Source organism: Acinetobacter sp. YH01003 (assembly GCF_013420525.1).
GTDB classification, from domain to species: Bacteria; Pseudomonadota; Gammaproteobacteria; order Pseudomonadales; family Moraxellaceae; genus Acinetobacter; species Acinetobacter towneri.
Window position 1 is genome coordinate 589,764 of sequence record NZ_VOXY01000001.1, and the last position, 21,114, is coordinate 610,877.

Sequence of the window (21,114 nt, forward strand, 5' to 3'; positions counted from 1 at the left end):
TGAACGCCCTCGTTTGAATAGCGTGTAACCAAGTATCTTTAAAACTGTATTTACACAGAATTATTTACACTCTCATTAATGCCATTTCGCACTTGTTGCAAAATCCAGTCCTCATATTCTTGCAGTGTTTCTCGTAGCATATCCATAGGTCGTACGATATAGTGTCTTTCAACTAATGCACTTGGTTTATGACCTGATATCTGTGCTAAAGATCCTTCATTGATTTTTGCCCATATAGCTAATGTTTTATATGACCTTCTCAATCCATGGGGTGTAAGTTCAATATTTAGTTTTTTACATATTTTCTCTAAGCTATCGTAAGGATTGACAATATGACCACATTCAGCACCCTTACTGCTAAATATGAATTTAGAATCAGAATTTTTCCTTAGTTCTAAAAATAGGCTTTCAACATATGCCGTCAAAGGGATTAGGCGACCTTCATCTTCAATTTTATCTCTGACTTTTGCTGTTTTCCAACGAAAATCGACATCTGTCCATTTTAATGAAAGCAGCTCATTCTTTCTGCAACCAGTGATTAAACTACATATCAAAAAAATCGCTATTTTTCTATTAGTTAACTTATTTACCTCTTCAAACCATGGTTTTAGATGCTGTTTCATCAAACAATCATTCTTGGCTTTTGGGGAAGGGACTTTATCTTTAACTTTTTTTGAGTTGTATGATTTTGGAGGCACTAAGTTTTCATAATCCTCGTGTTCCTCACACCAATTCAGGAAAGCTCGTGTAAGTCTGTATGCTTTAGCTGATGTTGTTGGACGGAAGTCATTGTGATCAAGCCAATCGCATAATACATCTGCAGTTAATTCAGAAAGTTTGTACTCAAACAGTTGAAAAATGGGTTGATTAGCATAAACACTATTTTTTTCAGGATTGTAACCACCCCTAGATAATTCGATATGATCCTGATAGCTTCTTGGTCGCCAATTAGGTTGTCTTGCTTTTAAATATTCAAACCATACATCTTTAAATTTAATAGTTTTACGCTTTTCTTGTTTTAGCAGTTCTTTATTATCAGCTAAAGCTTTCTTACGCTCGATTAATGGGTCAATCCCTTTGTGGCACATAATCGCCAATTCTTGTGCATATTTACGAGCATCATCTAATTTCCATATATCAACGTCACCAATTTTGATACGACGGTTTTGAAGACCAATACGACCTTGGAAAATGTAGCTTTTATTATTTTTAGGTGTAACTTTAACACCAAATCCAGGTGTTTTCTCATCCCAAAAGAAAGTTGGTTTAGTTTGGTCTGAGCAATCAATTTTATCAATTGTGGGTTTTGTTAGTTTCATTCTAGTAAGCGTCTGGTAAGCAAGTAGTAAGCAAAATCAATATATATTAATCAACAAAAAGAGTGAATAGTAAACTTTGTAAATTAAATAAGTATATGATAATATTAATTTAATAGTTATATCTTTTTGATTTTTAATCTTTATATTAACGGACTCATAATCCGTTGGTCGACAGTTCAAGTCTGTCTGGGCCCACCATATAAAACAACCACATAGGTGTACTAATCCTAAGTGGTTTTTTATTTTAAGCTTTATGTAAGCAATTGAAATGTAGTCTGTGAGCAGCTCAAAAGCTTATTCATTTAAGATTCCACTTGCACATCTACTTCTTCCTCGCCAACAACGTCGCAAAACGCTGTTTAATGCGATTGCCATCTGCATCTGTGCGGTGCAACTCACCGACATTTTCATTGTATTTCACAATATCCCAATCAGCATAATATGCACTTAACTCACCCGCTTTAAAACTAAAAGGGAAGTCTTGTTGCACGGGGTAATCTTCAGTATCCATCGCGCAAACAATTAAGTTAAAGCCTTGTGGTTTGGTCGCTTGCTGCATGTGCTGAATAAGCGTAGGAATGGTTTCAGGCGCCAAAAACATCATTACTACGATACAGTTGATGAAGTCATATTCACCAGTAATAGTGGCATCCTGATTGAAATCCCGAACAGCAGTTTGAATAGATGAAATCTGTTCTGCAGCAATAATTTCATTTAATTTTTGGATACTCACTGGGTTCACATCCCAAGCATCCACTTGAAAACCATTTTGGCTCAAATATAGCGCATTTCGGCCTGTACCACAGCCAACATCCAAAGCTTTACCCGCGTTTAACTGCGGAAGCGCCTCTAAAATTTCAGAATGTGTTGGGCTTAATTTGTATTTTTTAACAAAATAATCTTGAGGCAAACAATAAAAACTGAGCTGACATTCAATATCATCACTGGCAGATACAATTTTATGCCACACTTGTGGTTCAATAAAAGGTGGTTGATTTTCCACAGAAAAAATATGCTCAGATTGTACTTCGCCAGATTCTTGCAGCATCGAAAAATGCAATTCGCCTTTTAAAATAGTCAACTTTGCCCATGTGCCGACTTGGGTATTGTGTTGTTTTTTGAACCCTTGTGGAATTGAGTCATAATTCCAAATTGGAAGTTGCTTATAACAGATCAATTCTTGTTGCATCATAAACTCCAGTTGTACCGATCCTGATGGGATATAACTTCACATTAATGTAATGTCTTATGTAGATTAGAAAATATCATCTTCATTTCAGCATAACATTGCAGACCTGTTTCAGCCATCTTATGAATTTTATCCATCTCATTAAAACTAAAATTATTTTTAGGGGGGGATTACCGCTAAAAATACTAAACTGAAAAAATATTCACCATAAATTGTATGATTTTCATGTCTATTCAGTTGTGAATGTTTTACCATAAGCCGTTTAAATTCATTGAATTATTCCGTGTTTATTCAAGCCAATCAGTACGTTATTCCAACAGAGCAGCACGATTATCCTGAATGGCATCGTGGGCGTGAGCGTTATGCACTTTGGTATTTGACTGTTCAAAATCTAGATTTAGAGCGCTATTTAAAAGAATTAAAACAGCAATTTTCAGACGTGTTATTTCGCCCAAATACACGTCAGTTTCATATAACTTTATATATTTGTGGATTTTATGCAGCAAAAAAATATTGGGAAGATGACTTTCTCGAATCACAGTTTCAACAACAAGTTCAGGCCTTACGGCAGATGCAACTCAAGCCTTTTCAACTAAAAGTGGGTGGCATTAATAGCTTTGATAGTGCTTTATTTGTAAAGGTGCGGGACCAATCACAGCAACTGGCACACATACGTCAGGCACTTAGCGTAGGCGGGGCTGAAATCGCAGCTTTACAGTATCATCCACATATTACTTTGGGTTTATATCAAACAGCGTGTTCAACCAATTTGATTTTGCAGCGTATTCAAAATCTCCCCGTGCAATATTTCGATTTAGATATCCATCATTTAAATTTTGGTTATTATCAGGCACACACTTTACAAGGTCAGCTATTTAGCACGCATCAATTTCCTTTGGAGCACATGTGATTCAACTTATTTTGGGCGGTGCGCGTTCGGGTAAAAGCCGTATGGCTGAGCAAACCGCGCAGCAACTTGGCAAATCCGTCATTTATGTAGCAACTGCACAAGCGGGCGATGCAGAAATGCAGGCGCGGATTCAGCATCATCAACAACAGCGTCCGCAGACTTGGCAATTGTGCGAAGAGCCTTTGTATTTGGCGGAGCAGTTAAAGATGCTGGATCATCCGAATGCTGTGATTTTAGTAGATTGTCTGACCTTGTGGATGAGTAATTTGTTGATGCAATCTGCAGAAAGCTTTGCCGAACAACAAATTTCAGCATTGCTCGAAGTTTTACCTCAGTTGCAAGCCGATATTATTTTAGTGAGCAATGAAACAGGTTTGGGCGTTGTACCGATGGGCGAAATAACCCGAAAATTTGTCGATGAAACAGGGCGATTACATCAGCAATTGGGACAAATTGCAGACAAAGTGCAGTTCTGTGTCGCAGGTTTTCCAATGCTTTTAAAAGGAGAGAAGAAATGACTTGGTGGTTTGCAGCGTGTCAAAAGCCAAATGAACAGATGAAACAACAGGCAATTGCACGACAACTTCAATTGACCAAACCAACAGGTTCATTGGCAGCATTGGAAAATATTGCGATTCAACTGGCGGCTTTGCAAGGAACAACGCAGCCGAATATTGAACGTCCGTGGATATGTATTTTCGCAGGCGATCATGGCGTGATGGAAGAAAATATTTCCGCCTATCCCCAAGCCGTGACTCGGCAAATGCTACAAAATTTTGCCACAGGTGGGGCATGTATCAGCGTCATCGCCCGACAATATCAGGCGCATTTACAAGTGGTGGATTGCGGCTCGGTCGGGGAAGCGTATGAATATGCAGGAGTAGAGCGGCATTGTATTCGTGCAGGCACAGCGAATTTTGCTAAAACCCGCGCCATGACTGAACAAGCGTGTGCAGATGCGATGGCACTTGGACGTCAAAGTGTGGAAGATGCCATCGCACAGCAGGCCTCGATTTATGTCGCAGGTGAAATGGGTATTGGAAATACCTGTTCGGCATCAGCCTTGTCTTGCTTTTTATTACAAGAACCTGCTGAAGCCTTGACTGGCATAGGCACAGGAATTGACACTGCACAATTGCAACATAAAAAACAGGTGATTGATGCTGCTTTAGCTCTACATCAGAACTATGTGCAAGATGATGCTTTTAAAGCCTTATGTGCAGTTGGTGGATTGGAGGTCGCTGCAATGGTGGGCGCGTATATTCGCTGTGCGCAGTTGGGCTTGCCGATGGTGGTGGATGGTTTTATCAGCAGTGCTGCTGCATTAGTTGCAGTGCGTTTAAATCCTCAAGTCCGAGAATGGATGTTGTTTGGGCATCAATCGGCTGAATATGGACATCGTCGCTTATTAGAAGCATTAGGTGCACAAGCCTTGCTGCATCTAAATTTACGCTTAGGTGAGGGCAGCGGTGCGGGCGCGGCATTGGGCATTATCCAACTGGCCTGTGCCTTGCATAATCAAATGGCGACTTTTGCCGAAGCTGCGGTTATTGGTGAGAAAGTATCTTTATGATCATGCTAGACCTATTAAGACATGGCGAAACAGAATTGGGTCATACTTTGCGTGGCTCAACCGATGATGCTTTGACTTTAAAAGGTTGGCAAGACATGCAGCAGACTTTAAACACGGCAATAGCTACAGGACAGCGATGGGATGTTGTGGCAAGTTCACCTTTACAGCGTTGTCTGCAGGTTGCTCAGACCTTTGCGCAAGCACAGCAATTGCCACTGTATATTGATGCACAATTTCAGGAAATGCATTTTGGTGCATGGGAAGCTATTTCCACTCAAACCTTATATGAACAATACCCTGAAGATTTAGCTAAATTTTGGATGACACCGACCCAATTTAGTCCGCCACAAGCAGAATCTTTGCTAAATTTTCAGCAGCGCGTTTTGCAAGGTCTGTCCGATCTCAACCAATATTTACAACAACTCGAGCAACAACCTAAACGTGTGTTATTGGTCACGCATGGCGGGGTAATTAAATTGCTCAAAGTATTGGCGCAGAAAAAATCTTTAGACGATATTTTAAAAATGTCTGCAGCGTTGGGGCAATTGAGTTCATTCCAGTTACATCCCAATGGCAACATTTGCATGCAGGGGCAAACATGACACCTTTTTGGATTGCCTTGCAATTCCTGAGCACTTTTCCTGTTTCTTTAAAACAGATGCCAACTGCAGCGCAAAATGCACAATCACTGCTGTTTTATCCGCTCGTTGGCTTACTAATTGGAGCTGCGCTGTGGGGGATGGCGCATTTATTGCAATTCTTGCCTTTGGTTCTGAGTAGCAGCTTAATTTTAGTGCTCTGGATTTGGCTGACAGGTGGTTTACATTTAGATGGACTGGCGGATACTGCCGATGCATGGGTCGGCGGTTTTGGTGATCCTGAACGTAGCTTAAACATCATGAAAGACCCAAGCAGCGGCCCGATTGGAGTATTGAGCTTACTGATCTGCTGTTTATTAAAATGGTCTGCGTTGTATGTATTGCTCGAACAACAGTATTTGGCATTTTTGCTGTTTGTACCCGTATTGGGACGATTAAGCGCTTTGGTTTTATTTTTAAGCACGCCTTATTTACGTGCCAATGGTTTAGGCACTGCTATTCAGGCACATTTGCCTAAAACAGGCACAAAAATTGTGATCGCATTGACCTTGCTTGCAGGAGTGCTTTGGGGATGGGTGGGTTTGGTGACCGTTCTGACTTTTATCCTTAGCACCTTGTATTTGCGATATAAATTTATGCAGCGTTTAGGTGGAATTACGGGCGATACCGTTGGTGCGAGTATTGAAATAACAGAAAGCATGATGTTATTGGCTATTGCGATTCTTTGGTTTTTAATAAATTAGCTTTTGAGCAGTTTTTCTTGTTTCGAGTGCGCTGAAAATTGAAATAATATAAGCGAATGAATTTACAGCTATTTATGCACTCAATTTCAGCAAGTATGCAGATGAATTTGTCATTTGTCGGAAAGTTCCTAAATTAGATTTGCTATTTTTTTTAAATATGATAATAGTAGTTTATGTCAATCAGCCTTGATGGCATTTGTATCTCAGGATGAGATCACAAACGTGATGTATAAAAATCAAAAGGAATGTCATTTATGATCAAACTGTTAAAGCAAATTTTCTGTATCCATATTTATGAATATGACGCAATGGAAGAAATCGGGGCGCATTTAGAGTGTCGTAAGTGTGGGGATTCTAAGACACAATAATGTTAAGTATTGAATCTGTATTAAAACCAAGTGAGTCTTTATGACTCACTTTTTTATTTTAGGCTAATAGCCTGAATATTTTGCTTAGTCTTGCCTGCATGTATAGATTAGACTGCACTTATCCATCTTCAAAACTACATATATCATTCCCACCTCTTTTGGTGGGGAGACTTCTCATGCTATACGAAGTTTGATTTATACAAGTGCACAATTAAATTTTCTATCCTCCGCACACTTTATCCCACAAGGTATTCCGCTTAAAATCCAGTACCTAGAAATATTGAACTGACCGTATTTATGGCTAAAAACTTTCAAGAAAAAACGTATATTGTAGATGACAATCTAGCAGATACTTTGACGTGGTTGCTGCATCATCAGGACTGTTATGATCGGTTTTATTATGATGCGATTCAGCAACAACTGACGGTAGAACATGCCAACGGGGTAGATATTATTAAAACAGGGCAGTATTTAAATGCCAGTTACGGAATTTTAATCACCTCTTAAAAGCATTGCCGCATAAACTTATTTTGCTGCATAAAAAACAAAGTCCCTTTGCGGGACTTTGTACATTTGGATGGATGCTAAAACTTTAAGCCATTGCCATCGCATCTACCGACAATTCAGAAACCGTTGGTTTAGCACGTTCAGGCACTAAGCCTAACTTTTGGAACAATTGTTTGTCTTTGCCTTCGCCTGCGTTTGGTGTAGTTAAAAGTTTTTCACCTGAGAATAACGAGTTCGCACCTGCCATAAATGCCAATGCCTGATCTGAATCAGACAACGATTCACGCCCTGCAGACAAACGAATATAGCTGTTTGGCATGATAATACGTGCAACTGCAATAGTACGAATCCATTCAATCACATCTAGCTTTTCGACTTCAGCCAGTGGTGTACCTTCAATCGGAACTAACATATTGATTGGCACAGATTCAGGGTGTAACGGTAAAGTCGCCAATTCATGTAACAAACCAATACGGTCTTGGGTATCTTCACCTAAACCGACAATACCGCCACTACACACTTTCATACCTGTTTGACGCACAATATCTAAAGTATTTAAGCGGTCATCAAAGCTGCGAGTACTAATCACATTGGGATAATACTCACGCGATGTGTCTAGGTTGTGGTTGTAATAATCCAAACCTGCATCTTTTAAGCGTTCTGCTTGAGATTGATTCAACATCCCTAAAGTCATGCAAGTTTCTAAGCCCAATGCTTTGACTTCACGTACCATTTCTAGAACATACGGCATATCGCGTTCATGCGGATTACGCCATGCAGCACCCATACAAAAGCGTGAAGAACCTGATGCTAAGGCTTCTTTAGCTTCTTGAATGACTTTATCCACTGCAATACGTTTTTCAGCTTCAAGCTGTGAATCATAATGCGCAGACTGCGAGCAATATTTGCAGTCCTCAGGGCATTTACCTGTTTTAATCGACAATAAGGTACTGACTTGTACAGTATTGGCAGCAAAATGTTGGCGATGCACACGCTGTGCTTCAAAGACTAAATCCAGAAAAGGCTGTTCATATAACTGCTGAATTTCTTCTCGAGTCCAATCATTGCGTACTGACATAAGTAAAAGTCCATCATCCCTATTATTCATAGTCTGTATCATACACAAATAGTTTGAATCAGAAAGGCATAATCTCCCAATTTCGTGGCAAATATTCGACAGAATAGAATTAAAATCATGCAGTCTATTTAGTTGCAAACTTAAGCAATTTTTCTGATATTTCGCTGCAAAATTAAATTTTATGGATTATTATTTTTGTGATGAATTGGTTGCTAAAATTTAGTTATTTGCATAAATTGGCAAGAAAACTGCACTTAAAATATCGCACTATTTTGGTGGTCATTTTTGTTTAATTTTAGGCTGTTTAAGCAATTGTTCCTGAATCGCCCAATCCATATGGATTTGCACAATCTCATCATGCTGTGTTCGCGTTTGCTGCAAAATTTGTAAAATTTGTGCTGAAAAAGGGGCATTACCAAGCCCGATGGCAATATTACGCATAAAACTTTGATAGCCTGTACGTCGCAATGGACTACCTTCAGTTTTGGCTAAAAACGTGCTTTCATCCCATTGCCATAAATCTAGCAAGCTGATCTGATCTAAGGCATGTCGAGGATGAAAATCATCCACCGTGGTGACTTGGGCAAAGCTATTCCACGGGCAAATCAGTTGGCAATCATCACAACCAAACACACGATTACCAATGCCACGGCGTAATTCTTCAGGAATCACCCCTTGATATTCAATGGTCAAATACGCAATACATTTACGCGCATCCAACATATAAGGTTCAACAATGGCCTGTGTTGGGCAAATGTCGATGCAGGCTGTGCAAGAACCGCAATGCGGAGTTGCAGGTGGATCAAAAGGTAAATCTAGTGAAGTAAACAGCTCACCCAATACAAAAAAAGACCCAGATTTTTTATGAATTAGTAATGTGTGTTTGCCTGTCCAACCCATGCCTGCACTTTCTGCAAGCGACTTTTCAAAAATTGGGGCTGAGTCGGCAAAGGGGCGTGATTCAAACTCGCCCACTTTTTCACGAATACGTGTCGCAAGGGTTTTTAGGCGTCCGCGCATGACTTTGTGATAATCGCGTCCACGTGCATAACGGGCTATAATTGCAGAGTTAGGTGCATCGGGAATATGTCGTGGACGTGGTGTTTCCACCAAATAATTCATGCGCACACAAATAATGCTTTTGGTATTCGGGACTAATAGTGTGGGATTGGCGCGCTTGTCTAAATTTTCTTCCAGAAACTTCATATCGCCATGATAGCCACGTTTTAAATATTCCTGAAAACGTGCTAATTCTGCTTGAGCATCTGGTTTGGCAATGACACAATCAGCAAAACCAAGCGCCAAAGCTTGAGCTTTAATCCACGCTTTCAAGGCGGCTGGATCGTCTTGATGCAGAGAAATATGTGCTGAAGTGGTGGATGTTGCCATAACAAAATAGAAGGGAAGAAAATGCCGCAGCAAGTGTACCATAGCCCTGTTTATCATAGTCAAAGTATTCAAGCGTGGGAGCAGCGCTGGTTTGCCCGTCAAAATAGTTCTTACGGTTTAATGCAGCAAGTGGCGTGGACACTGCATTTACAAATTCGCAAAATTTTTGCAAAACAGCCATCTACAATACAAAAAATTGCTGTGTGTTGTGGACAAGGCAATAACGCAGGCGATGGCTATTTAACTGCAAAATATTTAAAACAAGCAGGTTTTCAAGTCGATATTTATGCCGCAACACGCGGTTCATCGGCAGATTTACATCAGGCTTTTTTAGAAGCTCAGACAGAACAAGTCAATATAATTCAAGGTTTTGCATTTCAACAAAGTTATGACTGCTATATTGATGCATTATTTGGTATTGGTTTAGATCGTCCTTTAAATGATGAGTGGCAGTCGCTTATTCACGCAATGAATCAACAAGCGGGTTTAAAAATTGCGGTTGATATTCCAAGCGGTTTAAATGCCAACACGGGGCAGCCATTGCCATGTGCAATTAAAGCCGATTACACCTTTACAGCTTTGGGTTTGAAAGCAGGGTTATTTACAGGGCAGGCACAGGAATATACTGGACTGGTCGATGTGCTGGATTTGATTCCAGCCGATGCAGAACTCAAAGCGTTGGCCCAACTCACACCACATTTGATTCAATTACCCGCACGGCAGGCTTTTGGACACAAAGGCAGTTATGGGCATGTGTTGATTGTGGGCGGACATGCGCAAATGGGTGGTGCGGTGATGATGGCTGCAGAAGCCGCATCAAGCGCAGGTGCAGGGAAAGTGACTGTGGTCTGTCATGCCAAACATCATGTGGCGATATTAAGCCGTGCGCCGAATTTAATGTTGCGGGATATAGACGCACTGACAGGCGCAGAAATTCAGCACTTAATTTCACAGGTCGATGCCGTGAGTTTAGGGATGGGACTAGGACGAGATGCTTGGGCAGAACAGCATTATGCAGACTGGTTTGCCGCACTAAATCAGTCCGAGGTAGAAGTAGTTTACGATGCCGATGCCTTGTGGTTTTTGGCGAAACAAGCGCATTCATCGCATCATCCAGCCCAACTAAAACCGAACAGTTATGCCACACCACATTCAGGTGAGGCTGCGACCTTGCTCAATACTACGGTTGCAGCCATTGAAGCAGACCGTATTGCCGCGATTCAGCAATTGCAGCAACGCTATGCAGGCGATTGGGTGTTAAAAGGTTCAGGTAGTTTGACTTTGCAAGCTGCATCTACAGAACCGCAAGCAAGTTCATTGTGGATTTGTACCGCAGGCAATCCTGGTATGGGTACAGGTGGTATGGGCGATGTGTTGGCAGGCATGATTGCCAGTTTAAAAGCCCAGTTTCATCATAAAATTCAATTGCATGAAATTGTCATGTTACATGCCTTGGCGGGGGATGTATTGGCACAGCAGGGCATGCGCGGTTTACAGGCACAGCACATGAGCCAAGCGATTTATCAGGTTGTGAATCGGTAAAATATAAGCGATGGCGATGCTGATTTAGCGACGTCTGGAGCTTGAGCGACTGCGCCCGCGAGCCATACCGCCCAAGGCATTGAGCACAGCCAATTTGGTCATGCTGCCTGATGCATGAGCATGGCAAATTGCAGCAGCCAAAGCATCGGCAGCATCTTGTTGTGGTTTAATGGATAGATTTAATAGTTTCATGACCATCATTTGTACTTGTTCTTTATCGGCAGCGCCATAACCCACGACAGATTGTTTAATTTGACGGGCGGTATATTCCGCCACTTGTAAATCTAAATTCACCAAAGCGGCAATCGCTGCACCACGAGCCTGTCCCAATTTCAAGGCAGAGTCTGGGTTTTGCGCCATAAACACTTGTTCAACTGCAGCTTCAGTCGGGCCATGAAATTTCACAATCCGTTCAATCCCTGCAAAAATCCGTTTTAAGCGTTCAGGCATTTCACTGGTTTCGGTACGAATGGTTCCTGCATCTACAAAACGTAATTTAGCGCCATCACGTTCAATAATGCCGTAGCCCGTTAGACGAGAACCAGGGTCGATTCCAATAATAAGTGACATGCCAAGCCTTAAAAAATTACATCAAGTTGAATTATAGGAGTTTAAATCTCTTTTGTGTGGAGTAATTTCAAAACATTCGGTCAGTAAGCTGCTGTTTAAACCATTGGAATGTATCCCACGCCACATTTTCAATTTTGGACTTCATTTTATTTTAAGTTTTGAGGTGTATATTTTATATACGGTAGCAAATGAGAGTGGCAATGAAGTGGATTGATAGGCTAAAACAGTGGGCGAAGCAAATTAAACGAAATGTTTATGCGGTTTGGTTTGTCGCACGTGATCCTGAAACGCCGTTTATGGCAAAGCTTTTGGCATTGTTGGTCGCTGCTTATGCCATTTCTCCCATTGATTTAATTCCAGACTTTATACCTGTTTTGGGTTATTTAGATGACCTGATTTTAGTGCCATTGGGCATCATGTTGGTATTGCGTTTAGTACCTGCTGAAGTAATGCAGCGTTGTCGCTTACAAGCCGATGCGATCAGTCAAAAACCGAGCAGTTATATTGCAGCATCAGTTTTTATTGCGTTGTGGTTATTATTGGCTTATGTCGCGTATTTTTATCTTTATCGTTTAAATATATAGACGTATTAAGTCTGTTATTGGGTGATGATGAAAATATTAATGACAGACTTAACCTTTAAAAATACAATAATGCCCATATTGAAACAACAGCGAATCAAAAAAGCTTGATCCCGATGAAGCACTTGGTTACTGCATTTTATTTATTTTGTTGAGATTAGATTAATTTTCATGAAATTATTTCTTATTGTTCTAATTGGCTTAGTTCTTGAAGTCTTCGTCTGGATTGGTGTGGGCGACCTAGTGGGGAGCATGTGGTACGTGTTCTTTTGGTTTGTCGCTGCTTTCTTCATTGGTTTGAACCTGATTCGTAAATATTCTGCAGGCGTGATGCCACAAATGCAGCAAATGCAAATGGGGCAGATGAGTGCCGATCCTGCGCTGAGCAATAATTTACCTAAAATTTTTGCGGGTTTTTTATTGATGATTCCAGGATTAATTAGCGATGTTTTGGCATTGCTGGTGATGATTCCTGCCGTACAAAATGCCTTTAAAGCGGCAATGATGAAAGCCATGATGAAACGTCAGCAAGCCATGATGGATCAAATGATGGGTGGCATGATGGGCGATATGAATGGCATGGGCGGAGCAGGTCAAAACCCGTTTGCAGATTTAATGCGCCAAATGCAAGACATGCAAAATCAGCAGGGTGGTGGTCGTGATTCCAGTATTATTGATGGTGAAGCACGTGAAATTACCCCCGATGCGAAAAAAATTGAAATGAAAGATGTCAATCCACCTAAATAATATAGGTGATGCTTGATATCAAACCGAATCGTGCTGATTCGGTTTTTTTTATGTGTGTTTTTGGGTAAATATTCAAATATTGAGAGGCCTATTTTAAAGCCTTATTTATTCTCTTGCTGCACAAGGTATAATCGGACTTTCAATTCTCCTAATGTATTTATGTCTTTGTTATTCACCATTTGTTCGCTGCATTTTGTGGCACAGCTTAGTCCAGGACCAGATGTTTTATTAATTGCCAAAAGTGCAGCCAGCAATACCCGCCGTAATACCTTGCAGATTATTGCGGGTATTTCATCAGGGATTGTGGTGTGGGTGGTGCTGACCTTATTGGGTTTTACGGTTTTGGTGCAGCAATTTCCTTGGATTCAGCAAGTCTTAATGCTGATAGGCGGTTTATTTCTTGCCAAAATGGGATGGGGCATGTTGTCGGGCGGTTGGCATAGTTGGCAGCAGCGCAAACAGTTTGATGATACTCAAGTGCAAATTCCAGCCGCAAAAAACTACTTTTTATTGGGGCTATTCACCAATTTATCTAATCCGAAAACCTTAATTTATTTTAGTAGTGTATTTGCTTTGGCGTTGAGTTCATCGGCAAGTGCATCTTTGAAAGCCCAATTGGCAGTTATTATTCCAATCCAAACTTTTGTGACATTTACACTATTTATGTTGCTACTTTCGACACCAAAAATGAAAAAGTTATATCAGCGTTCAGGCAGTTATATTGATATGGTCTCGGGCGGATTATTTTTATTATTTGCTGTGTGGTTGTGGTTAGATGCACTGCGTATGTTTTAAAACATAGGTTTTGATGCCAATTAGTTAGATGATTTGATGTTGTCCAAAGCCAAGTTTGACGATTTTTCATTCAGTATTTCGGTTGCAGTCGTGTTTTCAGTTTTATCTAAATGATTGGGCTGATAAGTACGGTTTGATTGCAAAGTTGCTTCGGTATTTTCCGAACCTTGGTATTTACGACTACGGTTGGCACGTTCTCGCAAGCCACCTTTTTTAATGAGTTGCACCACTTTAACTTTACTCCGTGTAATAAAAAAATATGTGCTGAAAGCCAAGCTTGAGTCTAAACTTCAAGTAATCGAGCATGCAGAATTTTAGCATGGCATACCTATTTTAGATGGATAAAGTGACTGTTTATTCAAAAATACGATTTGCGCGAATAGCAGAACTTTGACATTCTAATTCACAAGCGATTGTGTCAGTTAAATCATCCAAAGGATGCAGGCTACAAAGTGTCACAGTTGCTTAAACAAAATTACACTGCATCAGGGTAGATGGTGTAACAATAAAAACAAGAATTACAGTGAAGTAGGAGAATACCTATGCTGTATCATCAGTATCGTTGCGCATGTTGCAATCGGGTGGTGGAATCATCAGAAAAAGAATGTGGTACTTGTGGTTCACACAATATTCGTAGTCCTTATGGTTTCTGGTTATTCTGTATTTTGGCATGCTTGGCAGCAGCCGTTGTGTTTAAAGTCGTGCATGTTTATTTGCAAGATCATCAAGAAGTGCCCGTGCAACAATCGGTGCTTGAGGTGATTCGTACGCAATAAGTGCTGCATCCAAGCTTAACGCTTATTTCGTCTATACAAGATTTCAAAAAATCCTGAATCATTAAATGGCTCAGGATTTTATTCAACTGTTTTTTCAATATTGAAGAGACTCACCATTTTATTCTTCAATATGGATGAGCAATTTAAAAAGATTAGCGACTTAAGAAGTCAGCTTGGTTGATTGCAGACAGTGCAGCATTCACCTCAAAAATCTTGCCACGAATATTCTTCACGCCAAAACTTTCTAAACGTGCAGTGTGCATTTTTAAATAGCGTTCAGCATTGGCCGCATGATCAAACAGATAGATTCCACCTGCTTCCTGTGTTTGACTGTTCTCAGTCCAAATTTTCCAAAGCATGCCAGTTTCTAGGTTAATGCTTTCTGCAAGTTCACGGTACGCTTGGCTCATGCTTTCGCCAAATGGGCCTTCAGAAGGGAAATCGACTTGAAGAATAACCGCCATAATAAACTCCTACATCATTATCTTAGATGAGTATTTAAAAAATCTCAGGAATGATTCACTATAACATATTCGTATTTTGTATATTGTGGTTTGACAGCTAAATTTTAGGCATAAAAAAGCCCACCGAAGTGAGCTTGATAAAACTGAAAAGTTTTACATTACAGACCTGCAGAGGCTTTTAATGCTTCAACTTTGTCGGTTTTTTCCCATGTAAATGCAGTGTCAGAACCTTGACGACCAAAGTGGCCATAAGCTGCAGTCTGTTTATACATTGGTTGTAACAGGTTCAACATGTTGGTAATGCCGTATGGACGTAAATCGAAGTGTTCACGTACTAAAGCAATAATCAACTCATCTGCCACTTTTGCAGTGTTGAAGGTGTTGATTGAAATTGACGTTGGCTCTGCAACACCAATAGCATAAGACACCTGAATTTCACATTTGTCTGCCAAGCCAGCTGCCACAATATTCTTTGCAACATAACGACCTGCGTAAGCAGCAGAACGGTCAACTTTAGATGGGTCTTTACCAGAGAATGCACCGCCACCATGACGTGCCATGCCGCCGTAAGTATCGACAATGATTTTACGACCAGTTAAACCGCAGTCACCGACAGGGCCGCCAATCACAAACATACCTGTTGGGTTGATGTGGAATTTGGTGTCTGCATGGAACATTTCTGCAGGAATCACTTTTTTCACAATTTCTTCAATTACCGCTTCTTTAAGCTGAATTTGCGAAATTTCAGGATCGTGCTGAGTAGATAACACCACCGCGTCCAAACGTACAGGCACACCATTTTCATAAGCAAAAGTCACCTGACTTTTTGCATCTGGGCGTAACCACGGCAAAGCACCACTGCGACGTAATTCAGCTTGCTTTTCCATTAAGCGGTGTGCGTAAGAAATTGGGGCAGGCATTAATACATCAGTTTCACGGCTGGCGTAACCAAACATCAAACCTTGGTCACCTGCGCCTTGATCTTCAGGCTTTTGACGGTCTACACCTTGTGCAATTTCAGGTGATTGTTTACCAATCATGTTAATGACCGCACAGGTTGAACCATCAAAACCTAAGTCAGAATGATGGTAACCAATGCCATTTACGGTTTGACGAACAACGGCTTCAAAATCGACATTTGCAGTTGTTGTGATTTCACCTGCCAGTACAACCGCACCCGTTTTTACAAGCGTTTCACAAGCAACCCGCGCATAAGGGTCTTCTTTTAAGATTGCATCCAAAATGGCATCACTGATTTGGTCAGCCATTTTATCTGGATGGCCTTCGCTTACAGATTCCGAGGTAAATACAGCGTACTCGCGCATAAGTCCTATCACAGTTAAATTCAAAAGACGCAATATGTTACATCGAGTTAGACTTTAGGACTAGCGCATTACGACTAAATTGGCTGAATTTATTTCAATTCAATGACTTTTTATCGCATATCTTTAGCTAAAAAATAGATAAAGTATCGGTATGACTATATTGTGACTCAAAAATATTCATGTTGGCTAAAGTATGCTGTCATAATTTTAAACTAAGGAGCACCTTGTTTTTAAGTGGTGAATCATCTTTAAAAACAATATTGTAGATGGGTAATTTAAAGACTTTGAATTGACTTTATCTGCATCAAGCTGCATTTTCAAAAGCTGTTTTAAAATTTTGGACGATGGCTGTGATTCAATTTATTGTGTGAAAAGTGAATAAAATTCAAGATGTGTTAAAATCTGTCTATTATTTCTACAGAATACTGTTGTGTTTTAACTTGTTGCTAGGCATTTGATTGGAGTTGCTGCAAGAGCGACATCACAATTCCATCCTGCGTCTATAAATTGAAATATCTATACTTTAGAATTTTGCCAAGAATAGAGCTTAACACGGCAATTAGCTATTTTCTTGTTGTTATAAACGTGAAAACGTCTTTATATTTGCACGAAAAATACCCTGAATGGGAATTAATGCGGAAATATTGTTGCATAGGCTTTACCCCTCAGGCGTTTTTTTGAGAGAATAGCGGCTGTTTTGAATTCTATTCATCTTCTTCTATTTAACGATTTTTTGTGGACTCTGACCTATGACGACCCCGCTTAATGAACGTCGTATTGCAAACGCAATTCGTGTATTGGCAATGGATGCTGTGCAAAAAGCAAATTCAGGACATCCAGGTGCACCGATGGGGATGGCAGATATTGCCGATGTGGTGTGGCGTGAATTTTTGAATCACAACCCAACCAATCCACAATGGGCAAACCGCGACCGTTTTGTACTGTCTAATGGTCATGGTTCAATGTTGCAATATGCGTTGTTACATTTAACAGGTTATGATCTTTCAATCGAAGATTTAAAAGCGTTCCGTCAGTTACACTCTAAAACACCTGGCCACCCAGAATTAGGTTATGCACCAGGGATTGAAACCACCACTGGTCCACTCGGTCAGGGGATTGCCAATGCTGTTGGTTTTGCTTTAGCAGAAAAAACACTGGCTGCACAATTTAATAAAGAAGATATTCAGGTTGTAGACCATTTCACTTACTGTTTCTTGGGTGATGGTTGCTTAATGGAAGGTGTTTCACACGAAGCATGTTCATTGGCAGGTACTTTAGGTTTAGGCAAGCTGGTTGTTTATTATGATGACAACGGCATTTCTATTGATGGTGAAGTAGAAGGCTGGTTCTCTGACGATACCGAACAACGTTTCTTATCTTACGGCTGGCAAGTCTTAAAAGTTGATGGTCACGATGCCGATGCAATTCGTGCTGCAACGGTTGAAGCAAAAGCTGAAACGCAAAAACCGACTATTATTATTTGTAAAACTGTTATTGGTTTAGGTTCGCCAAACAAACAAGGTAAAGAAGACTGTCACGGTGCGCCATTAGGCCATGATGAAATCGCTTTGACGCGTCAAGCATTAGGCTGGACAGATGAAGCATTTGTTATTCCTGAAGATGTATATGCCGCTTGGGATGCTAAAGCGAAAGGTGCAGAAGCAGAAGCAGCATGGAATACAACTTTTGATGCCTATGCAGCAAAATATCCAACGGAAGCTGCAGAACTTAAACGCCGTTTAAGCGGTGAACTACCTGCAGAATTCATCGCGCAGGCAGATGCGTTTATTGCTGAAACCAATGCTAAAGCTGAAACTATTGCAACGCGTAAAGCCAGCCAAAATACTTTGCAAGCATTTGGCCCATTATTGCCTGAATTATTGGGTGGTTCTGCAGACTTGGCAGGTTCAAACTTAACCCTTTGGAAGGGTTGCCAAGGCGTTCAGGACAATGCAGCAGGGAACTACGTGCATTATGGCGTACGTGAGTTTGGTATGACTGCTATTGCAAATGGTGTAGCACTTCACGGTGGTTTCATTCCTTACGTTGCAACATTCTTAATGTTTATGGAATATGCGCGTAATGCCGTGCGTATGTCTGCATTAATGAAGCAACGTGTGATTCATGTGTATACCCACGACTCGATTGGTTTGGGTGAAGATGGTCCAACACACCAACCGATTGAACAAATTGCATCTTTACGTGGTACGCCAAACTTAAATACATGGCGTCCAGCAGATACCGTTGAAGCGGCTATTTCTTGGAAATCTGCATTAGTACGCAGCGAAGGTCCAACTGCTTTAATTTTCTCACGTCAAAACTTGCCATTCCAAACTCGTACTCAAGCGCAAATTGAGAACGTGGCAAAAGGTGGTTATGTCTTGGCTGAAGAAAAAGGTGAATTGAAAGCCATTATTATTGCAACAGGTTCAGAAGTGGGCTTGGCAATGGAAGCATACGCGCAGCTTGAAGGTGTACGTGTTGTGTCTATGCCGTGTGCAGAAGAATTTGTGAAGCAAGATGCAGCATATCGTGAAGCGGTATTGCCATCACATATTCGTGCACGTGTTGCGGTTGAAGCAGCGCATGTAGACTACTGGTGGAAGTTTGTCGGCTTAGACGGTAAAGTTATTGGTATGACAACTTATGGTGAATCTGCACCTGCAAAAGACTTGTATCAGTACTTTGGCATTACCACTGAAGCGGTTGTTGCTGCAGTAAAAGAATTAACAGCTTAATTTTTTAATCCAGTGTTTTTAAAGGCGTTCCTGCAAAGGGACGTCTTTTATTTTTGCATATTTGTTTGGTATTCGATGTGATGATCCAACAAATTTTGTCAGTGTAAGTCAGGTTTGTGAATAAACCTCTGTGTAATTGAGTGAGATGAGAAATGAGTTTGTACGAGCAAATTAATGATGAAGTCACTTTAATGGATGCGGGTGAGCAAAAGTGGATTGGACAAGATTTACCACTTGAAGCTATGGTGGCGGTAGAGTTGTTGTTACAGGATTTGGCTGAAGATCAGCAAATCAAAATTCGCCGTAAGAACCATGAAAAGCAATCAGGCTTAAAGCAAGTTGATCGTATTTTGATTGAGAAGCTTTAATCTATTGCGATGAATGCGGTGCATTAAATGGTGTATCGTCAAAAATAGCTTTATTCTATGCGTAGGGTAAAGCTTTTTTTATTGCTGAAAAATAGTTTATAAAATAGCCTAAGCATAATATTCAATGTGAATCATCAAGCATTTCAAGATATAACAATTAGGCAATATCCAAGCATGCAGACAACACAAGTACAGCATAACTAAGTCAAAAAATAGATATTGTGCCGTTAAGCGGAATTCAGTTTGAACAATGGCAAGCACTTTGGCAAGGCTATCAGCAATTTTATCGGGTGCAACTCAGTGATGACGTGACACAACAGACTTGGTCAAAACTAACTGATCCTCAACGACCCTATATTTATGGCTTGGCTGCCGTATATCAAACTCAAGTTGTCGCCATTGTGCATGTAATTGAACATGACAGTTGCTGGACGCTTAAACCTTATGCCTATTTGCAAGATTTATATACCTTGCCTGAGTACAGAGGGATGGGAATTGCTCAGCAGCTTATTCAGCAGGTGAATCAAACAGCGCAACAGCGTGAATGTGATCGGGTATATTGGCTGACTCATGAAGATAATTTACAGGCACGGCAGTTGTATGATCGTGTCGCAAAAAGAACAGGTTTTATTCAATATCGAAGTCCTACAGTCGCTATGTAAATTGAGCAAGCATATTTTTACAAATTTATCGTTTCAGTCATGCAACATACTGTTTTATCTTTAATCCTGTATTTGCAGCAAAAATCTATAAACTAAACCTCATTGAAACGTATCAACACTTTTAGAGATGAACAATATGAACATGAAATCAATTGCTTTAGGTTTGGCTATCGCGTCTGCAGCAACAATGACAATGGCTAAACCAGTGGCTTATCAAATTGACCCAACGCATACGGCTACTGTATTTACTTGGGATCATTTCGGTTTTTCTACGCCATCAGGTAACTTCTCAAACATTCAAGGTACCATCAATATTGATGAGAAAAAACCAGCGAACTCATCTGTGAATGTCACGATTCCATTAAGCAGCATCAACACCAACGTAAAAGCTTTAGATGAGCACTTAATGGCAGCAGATTGGTTTGATGCAGCAAAATATCCAACCATTACTTTTAAAAGTACAAAAGTTGAAACTCAAGACAAGAAAAACTTTAAAATCACAGGTGATTTAACGGTTAAAGGTGTAACTAAGCCAGTTGTTCTTGATGCGGTTTTGAACAAACAAGGTCCACACCCAATGACTCAGGCAGCGACTGTTGGTTTTAATGCTACAACTTCATTCAACCGTTCTGCATTTGGTATTGCCAGCTATGTACCAAACGTAGGTGATAAAATTACTGTAAACATCACCACTGAAGCATCTGTAGCTGCAAAAAAATAAGCAGATATGATGTGATAAAAGCACCATTGATATGGTGCTTTTTTTTGTGTCTGTATTTTAGATGTATTTATATGTGTGGCAGATTTTGAGTCTAATATTGAAATGGATGAAATAAAAATGCGAACCGAAGTTCGCATTTTTATATAGGAG

General features: G+C 40.4%; 23 protein-coding genes. 15 read left to right on the forward strand and 8 right to left on the reverse strand.

Features of this window, described 5'->3' with window-relative positions; translation table 11 throughout:
* Window positions 1-50: 50 nt before the first annotated feature.
* Complete coding sequence (locus FTT70_RS02800) at window positions 51-1,319, reverse strand: integrase family protein (RefSeq protein WP_180168257.1); 1,269 nt, start codon at window positions 1,317-1,319, stop codon at window positions 51-53.
* 322 nt (window positions 1,320-1,641) lie between these two features.
* The gene (gene tehB / locus FTT70_RS02805) at window positions 1,642-2,508 is read right to left on the reverse strand and encodes an SAM-dependent methyltransferase TehB (RefSeq protein ID WP_180168258.1); all 867 of its coding nucleotides are present in this window, start codon (window positions 2,506-2,508) and stop codon (window positions 1,642-1,644) included.
* A gap of 283 nt (window positions 2,509-2,791) precedes the next feature.
* On the opposite strand from tehB, the gene FTT70_RS02810 reads away from it, so the two are divergent.
* The 6 genes from FTT70_RS02810 (at window position 2,792) to FTT70_RS02835 (ending at window position 7,208) form a co-directional block, all read left to right on the forward strand.
* Window positions 2,792-3,418: a 2'-5' RNA ligase family protein gene (locus FTT70_RS02810; RefSeq protein WP_180168259.1), complete on the forward strand. Its 627-nt coding sequence runs from the start codon at window positions 2,792-2,794 to the stop codon at window positions 3,416-3,418.
* Entirely contained in the window at window positions 3,415-3,936 is a 522-nt protein-coding gene (gene cobU / locus FTT70_RS02815) for a bifunctional adenosylcobinamide kinase/adenosylcobinamide-phosphate guanylyltransferase (protein ID WP_096901203.1), read from the forward strand. Before FTT70_RS02810 ends, cobU begins: the two co-directional genes overlap by 4 nt.
* A complete protein-coding gene (gene cobT / locus FTT70_RS02820) occupies window positions 3,933-4,991 on the forward strand; it encodes a nicotinate-nucleotide--dimethylbenzimidazole phosphoribosyltransferase (protein ID WP_004976913.1) in 1,059 nt (352 codons plus the stop codon). Before cobU ends, cobT begins: the two co-directional genes overlap by 4 nt.
* Entirely contained in the window at window positions 4,988-5,593 is a 606-nt protein-coding gene (locus tag FTT70_RS02825; protein ID WP_131261637.1) for a histidine phosphatase family protein, read from the forward strand. The genes cobT and FTT70_RS02825 overlap by 4 nt, the downstream gene beginning before the upstream one ends.
* Window positions 5,590-6,333, forward strand: a complete 744-nt coding sequence (locus tag FTT70_RS02830) for an adenosylcobinamide-GDP ribazoletransferase (RefSeq protein WP_004976907.1) — start codon at window positions 5,590-5,592, stop codon at window positions 6,331-6,333. Before FTT70_RS02825 ends, FTT70_RS02830 begins: the two co-directional genes overlap by 4 nt.
* Window positions 6,334-6,998: 665 nt before the next feature.
* Window positions 6,999-7,208, forward strand: coding sequence for a hypothetical protein (locus FTT70_RS02835; protein WP_004976903.1), 210 nt, complete (start codon window positions 6,999-7,001; stop codon window positions 7,206-7,208).
* Between the two features lie 85 nt (window positions 7,209-7,293).
* Here the strand turns inward: FTT70_RS02835 and bioB are convergent, their stop codons facing one another.
* Both bioB and queG read right to left on the reverse strand, forming a co-directional pair.
* Window positions 7,294-8,286 carry a biotin synthase BioB gene (bioB, locus tag FTT70_RS02840; protein WP_104851863.1) on the reverse strand — a complete coding sequence of 331 codons (993 nt, stop codon included), beginning with the start codon at window positions 8,284-8,286 and terminating at the stop codon, window positions 7,294-7,296.
* A 279-nt stretch (window positions 8,287-8,565) separates the two neighbouring features.
* Window positions 8,566-9,675 carry a tRNA epoxyqueuosine(34) reductase QueG gene (gene queG / locus FTT70_RS02845; RefSeq protein WP_218951307.1) on the reverse strand — a complete coding sequence of 370 codons (1,110 nt, stop codon included), beginning with the start codon at window positions 9,673-9,675 and terminating at the stop codon, window positions 8,566-8,568.
* A 21-nt stretch (window positions 9,676-9,696) separates the two neighbouring features.
* Here queG and FTT70_RS02850 point away from each other — a divergent pair, with 21 nt between their 5' ends.
* On the forward strand, window positions 9,697-11,217 hold the full coding sequence (locus FTT70_RS02850) for an NAD(P)H-hydrate dehydratase (RefSeq protein WP_104851865.1): 1,521 nt from the start codon (window positions 9,697-9,699) through the stop codon (window positions 11,215-11,217).
* Between the two features lie 24 nt (window positions 11,218-11,241).
* Here FTT70_RS02850 and ruvC read toward each other — a convergent pair whose 3' ends face one another.
* Window positions 11,242-11,787, reverse strand: a complete 546-nt coding sequence (gene ruvC, locus FTT70_RS02855; RefSeq protein WP_004976895.1) for a crossover junction endodeoxyribonuclease RuvC — start codon at window positions 11,785-11,787, stop codon at window positions 11,242-11,244.
* Window positions 11,788-11,987: 200 nt separating this feature from the next.
* Here ruvC and FTT70_RS02860 point away from each other — a divergent pair, with 200 nt between their 5' ends.
* The 3 genes from FTT70_RS02860 (at window position 11,988) to FTT70_RS02870 (ending at window position 13,910) form a co-directional block, all read left to right on the forward strand.
* Complete coding sequence (locus FTT70_RS02860) at window positions 11,988-12,371, forward strand: YkvA family protein (protein ID WP_180168260.1); 384 nt, start codon at window positions 11,988-11,990, stop codon at window positions 12,369-12,371.
* 168 nt (window positions 12,372-12,539) lie between these two features.
* Window positions 12,540-13,115, forward strand: coding sequence for an FxsA family protein (locus FTT70_RS02865; protein ID WP_004976892.1), 576 nt, complete (start codon window positions 12,540-12,542; stop codon window positions 13,113-13,115).
* A gap of 159 nt (window positions 13,116-13,274) precedes the next feature.
* Window positions 13,275-13,910 (forward strand): LysE family transporter, encoded by a 636-nt coding sequence (locus FTT70_RS02870; RefSeq protein ID WP_004976890.1) that lies wholly within the window; start codon window positions 13,275-13,277, stop codon window positions 13,908-13,910.
* A 20-nt stretch (window positions 13,911-13,930) separates the two neighbouring features.
* Here FTT70_RS02870 and FTT70_RS02875 read toward each other — a convergent pair whose 3' ends face one another.
* The gene (locus FTT70_RS02875; protein ID WP_154320816.1) at window positions 13,931-14,140 is read right to left on the reverse strand and encodes a hypothetical protein; all 210 of its coding nucleotides are present in this window, start codon (window positions 14,138-14,140) and stop codon (window positions 13,931-13,933) included.
* Window positions 14,141-14,455: 315 nt separating this feature from the next.
* Between FTT70_RS02875 and FTT70_RS02880 the strand changes: the two genes are divergently transcribed.
* Window positions 14,456-14,686 carry a hypothetical protein gene (locus tag FTT70_RS02880; protein WP_372238839.1) on the forward strand — a complete coding sequence of 77 codons (231 nt, stop codon included), beginning with the start codon at window positions 14,456-14,458 and terminating at the stop codon, window positions 14,684-14,686.
* Between the two features lie 152 nt (window positions 14,687-14,838).
* Here FTT70_RS02880 and FTT70_RS02885 read toward each other — a convergent pair whose 3' ends face one another.
* Together FTT70_RS02885 and metK are read right to left on the reverse strand one after the other, a co-directional pair.
* Window positions 14,839-15,150 (reverse strand): monooxygenase, encoded by a 312-nt coding sequence (locus FTT70_RS02885; protein ID WP_004976884.1) that lies wholly within the window; start codon window positions 15,148-15,150, stop codon window positions 14,839-14,841.
* 158 nt (window positions 15,151-15,308) lie between these two features.
* Window positions 15,309-16,475 (reverse strand): methionine adenosyltransferase, encoded by a 1,167-nt coding sequence (gene metK / locus FTT70_RS02890; RefSeq protein WP_004976883.1) that lies wholly within the window; start codon window positions 16,473-16,475, stop codon window positions 15,309-15,311.
* Between the two features lie 749 nt (window positions 16,476-17,224).
* On the opposite strand from metK, the gene tkt reads away from it, so the two are divergent.
* The 4 genes from tkt to FTT70_RS02910 all read left to right on the forward strand — a co-directional run bounded on the left by tkt (window position 17,225) and on the right by FTT70_RS02910 (window position 20,964).
* Entirely contained in the window at window positions 17,225-19,213 is a 1,989-nt protein-coding gene (gene tkt, locus FTT70_RS02895; RefSeq protein WP_004976881.1) for a transketolase, read from the forward strand.
* Window positions 19,214-19,365: 152 nt separating this feature from the next.
* The gene (locus FTT70_RS02900) at window positions 19,366-19,581 is read left to right on the forward strand and encodes a hypothetical protein (RefSeq protein ID WP_004976879.1); all 216 of its coding nucleotides are present in this window, start codon (window positions 19,366-19,368) and stop codon (window positions 19,579-19,581) included.
* A gap of 221 nt (window positions 19,582-19,802) precedes the next feature.
* Complete coding sequence (locus FTT70_RS02905; protein WP_180168261.1) at window positions 19,803-20,243, forward strand: GNAT family N-acetyltransferase; 441 nt, start codon at window positions 19,803-19,805, stop codon at window positions 20,241-20,243.
* Window positions 20,244-20,379: 136 nt separating this feature from the next.
* The gene (locus FTT70_RS02910; protein ID WP_180168262.1) at window positions 20,380-20,964 is read left to right on the forward strand and encodes a YceI family protein; all 585 of its coding nucleotides are present in this window, start codon (window positions 20,380-20,382) and stop codon (window positions 20,962-20,964) included.
* The last annotated feature ends 150 nt before the right edge of the window (window positions 20,965-21,114 follow it).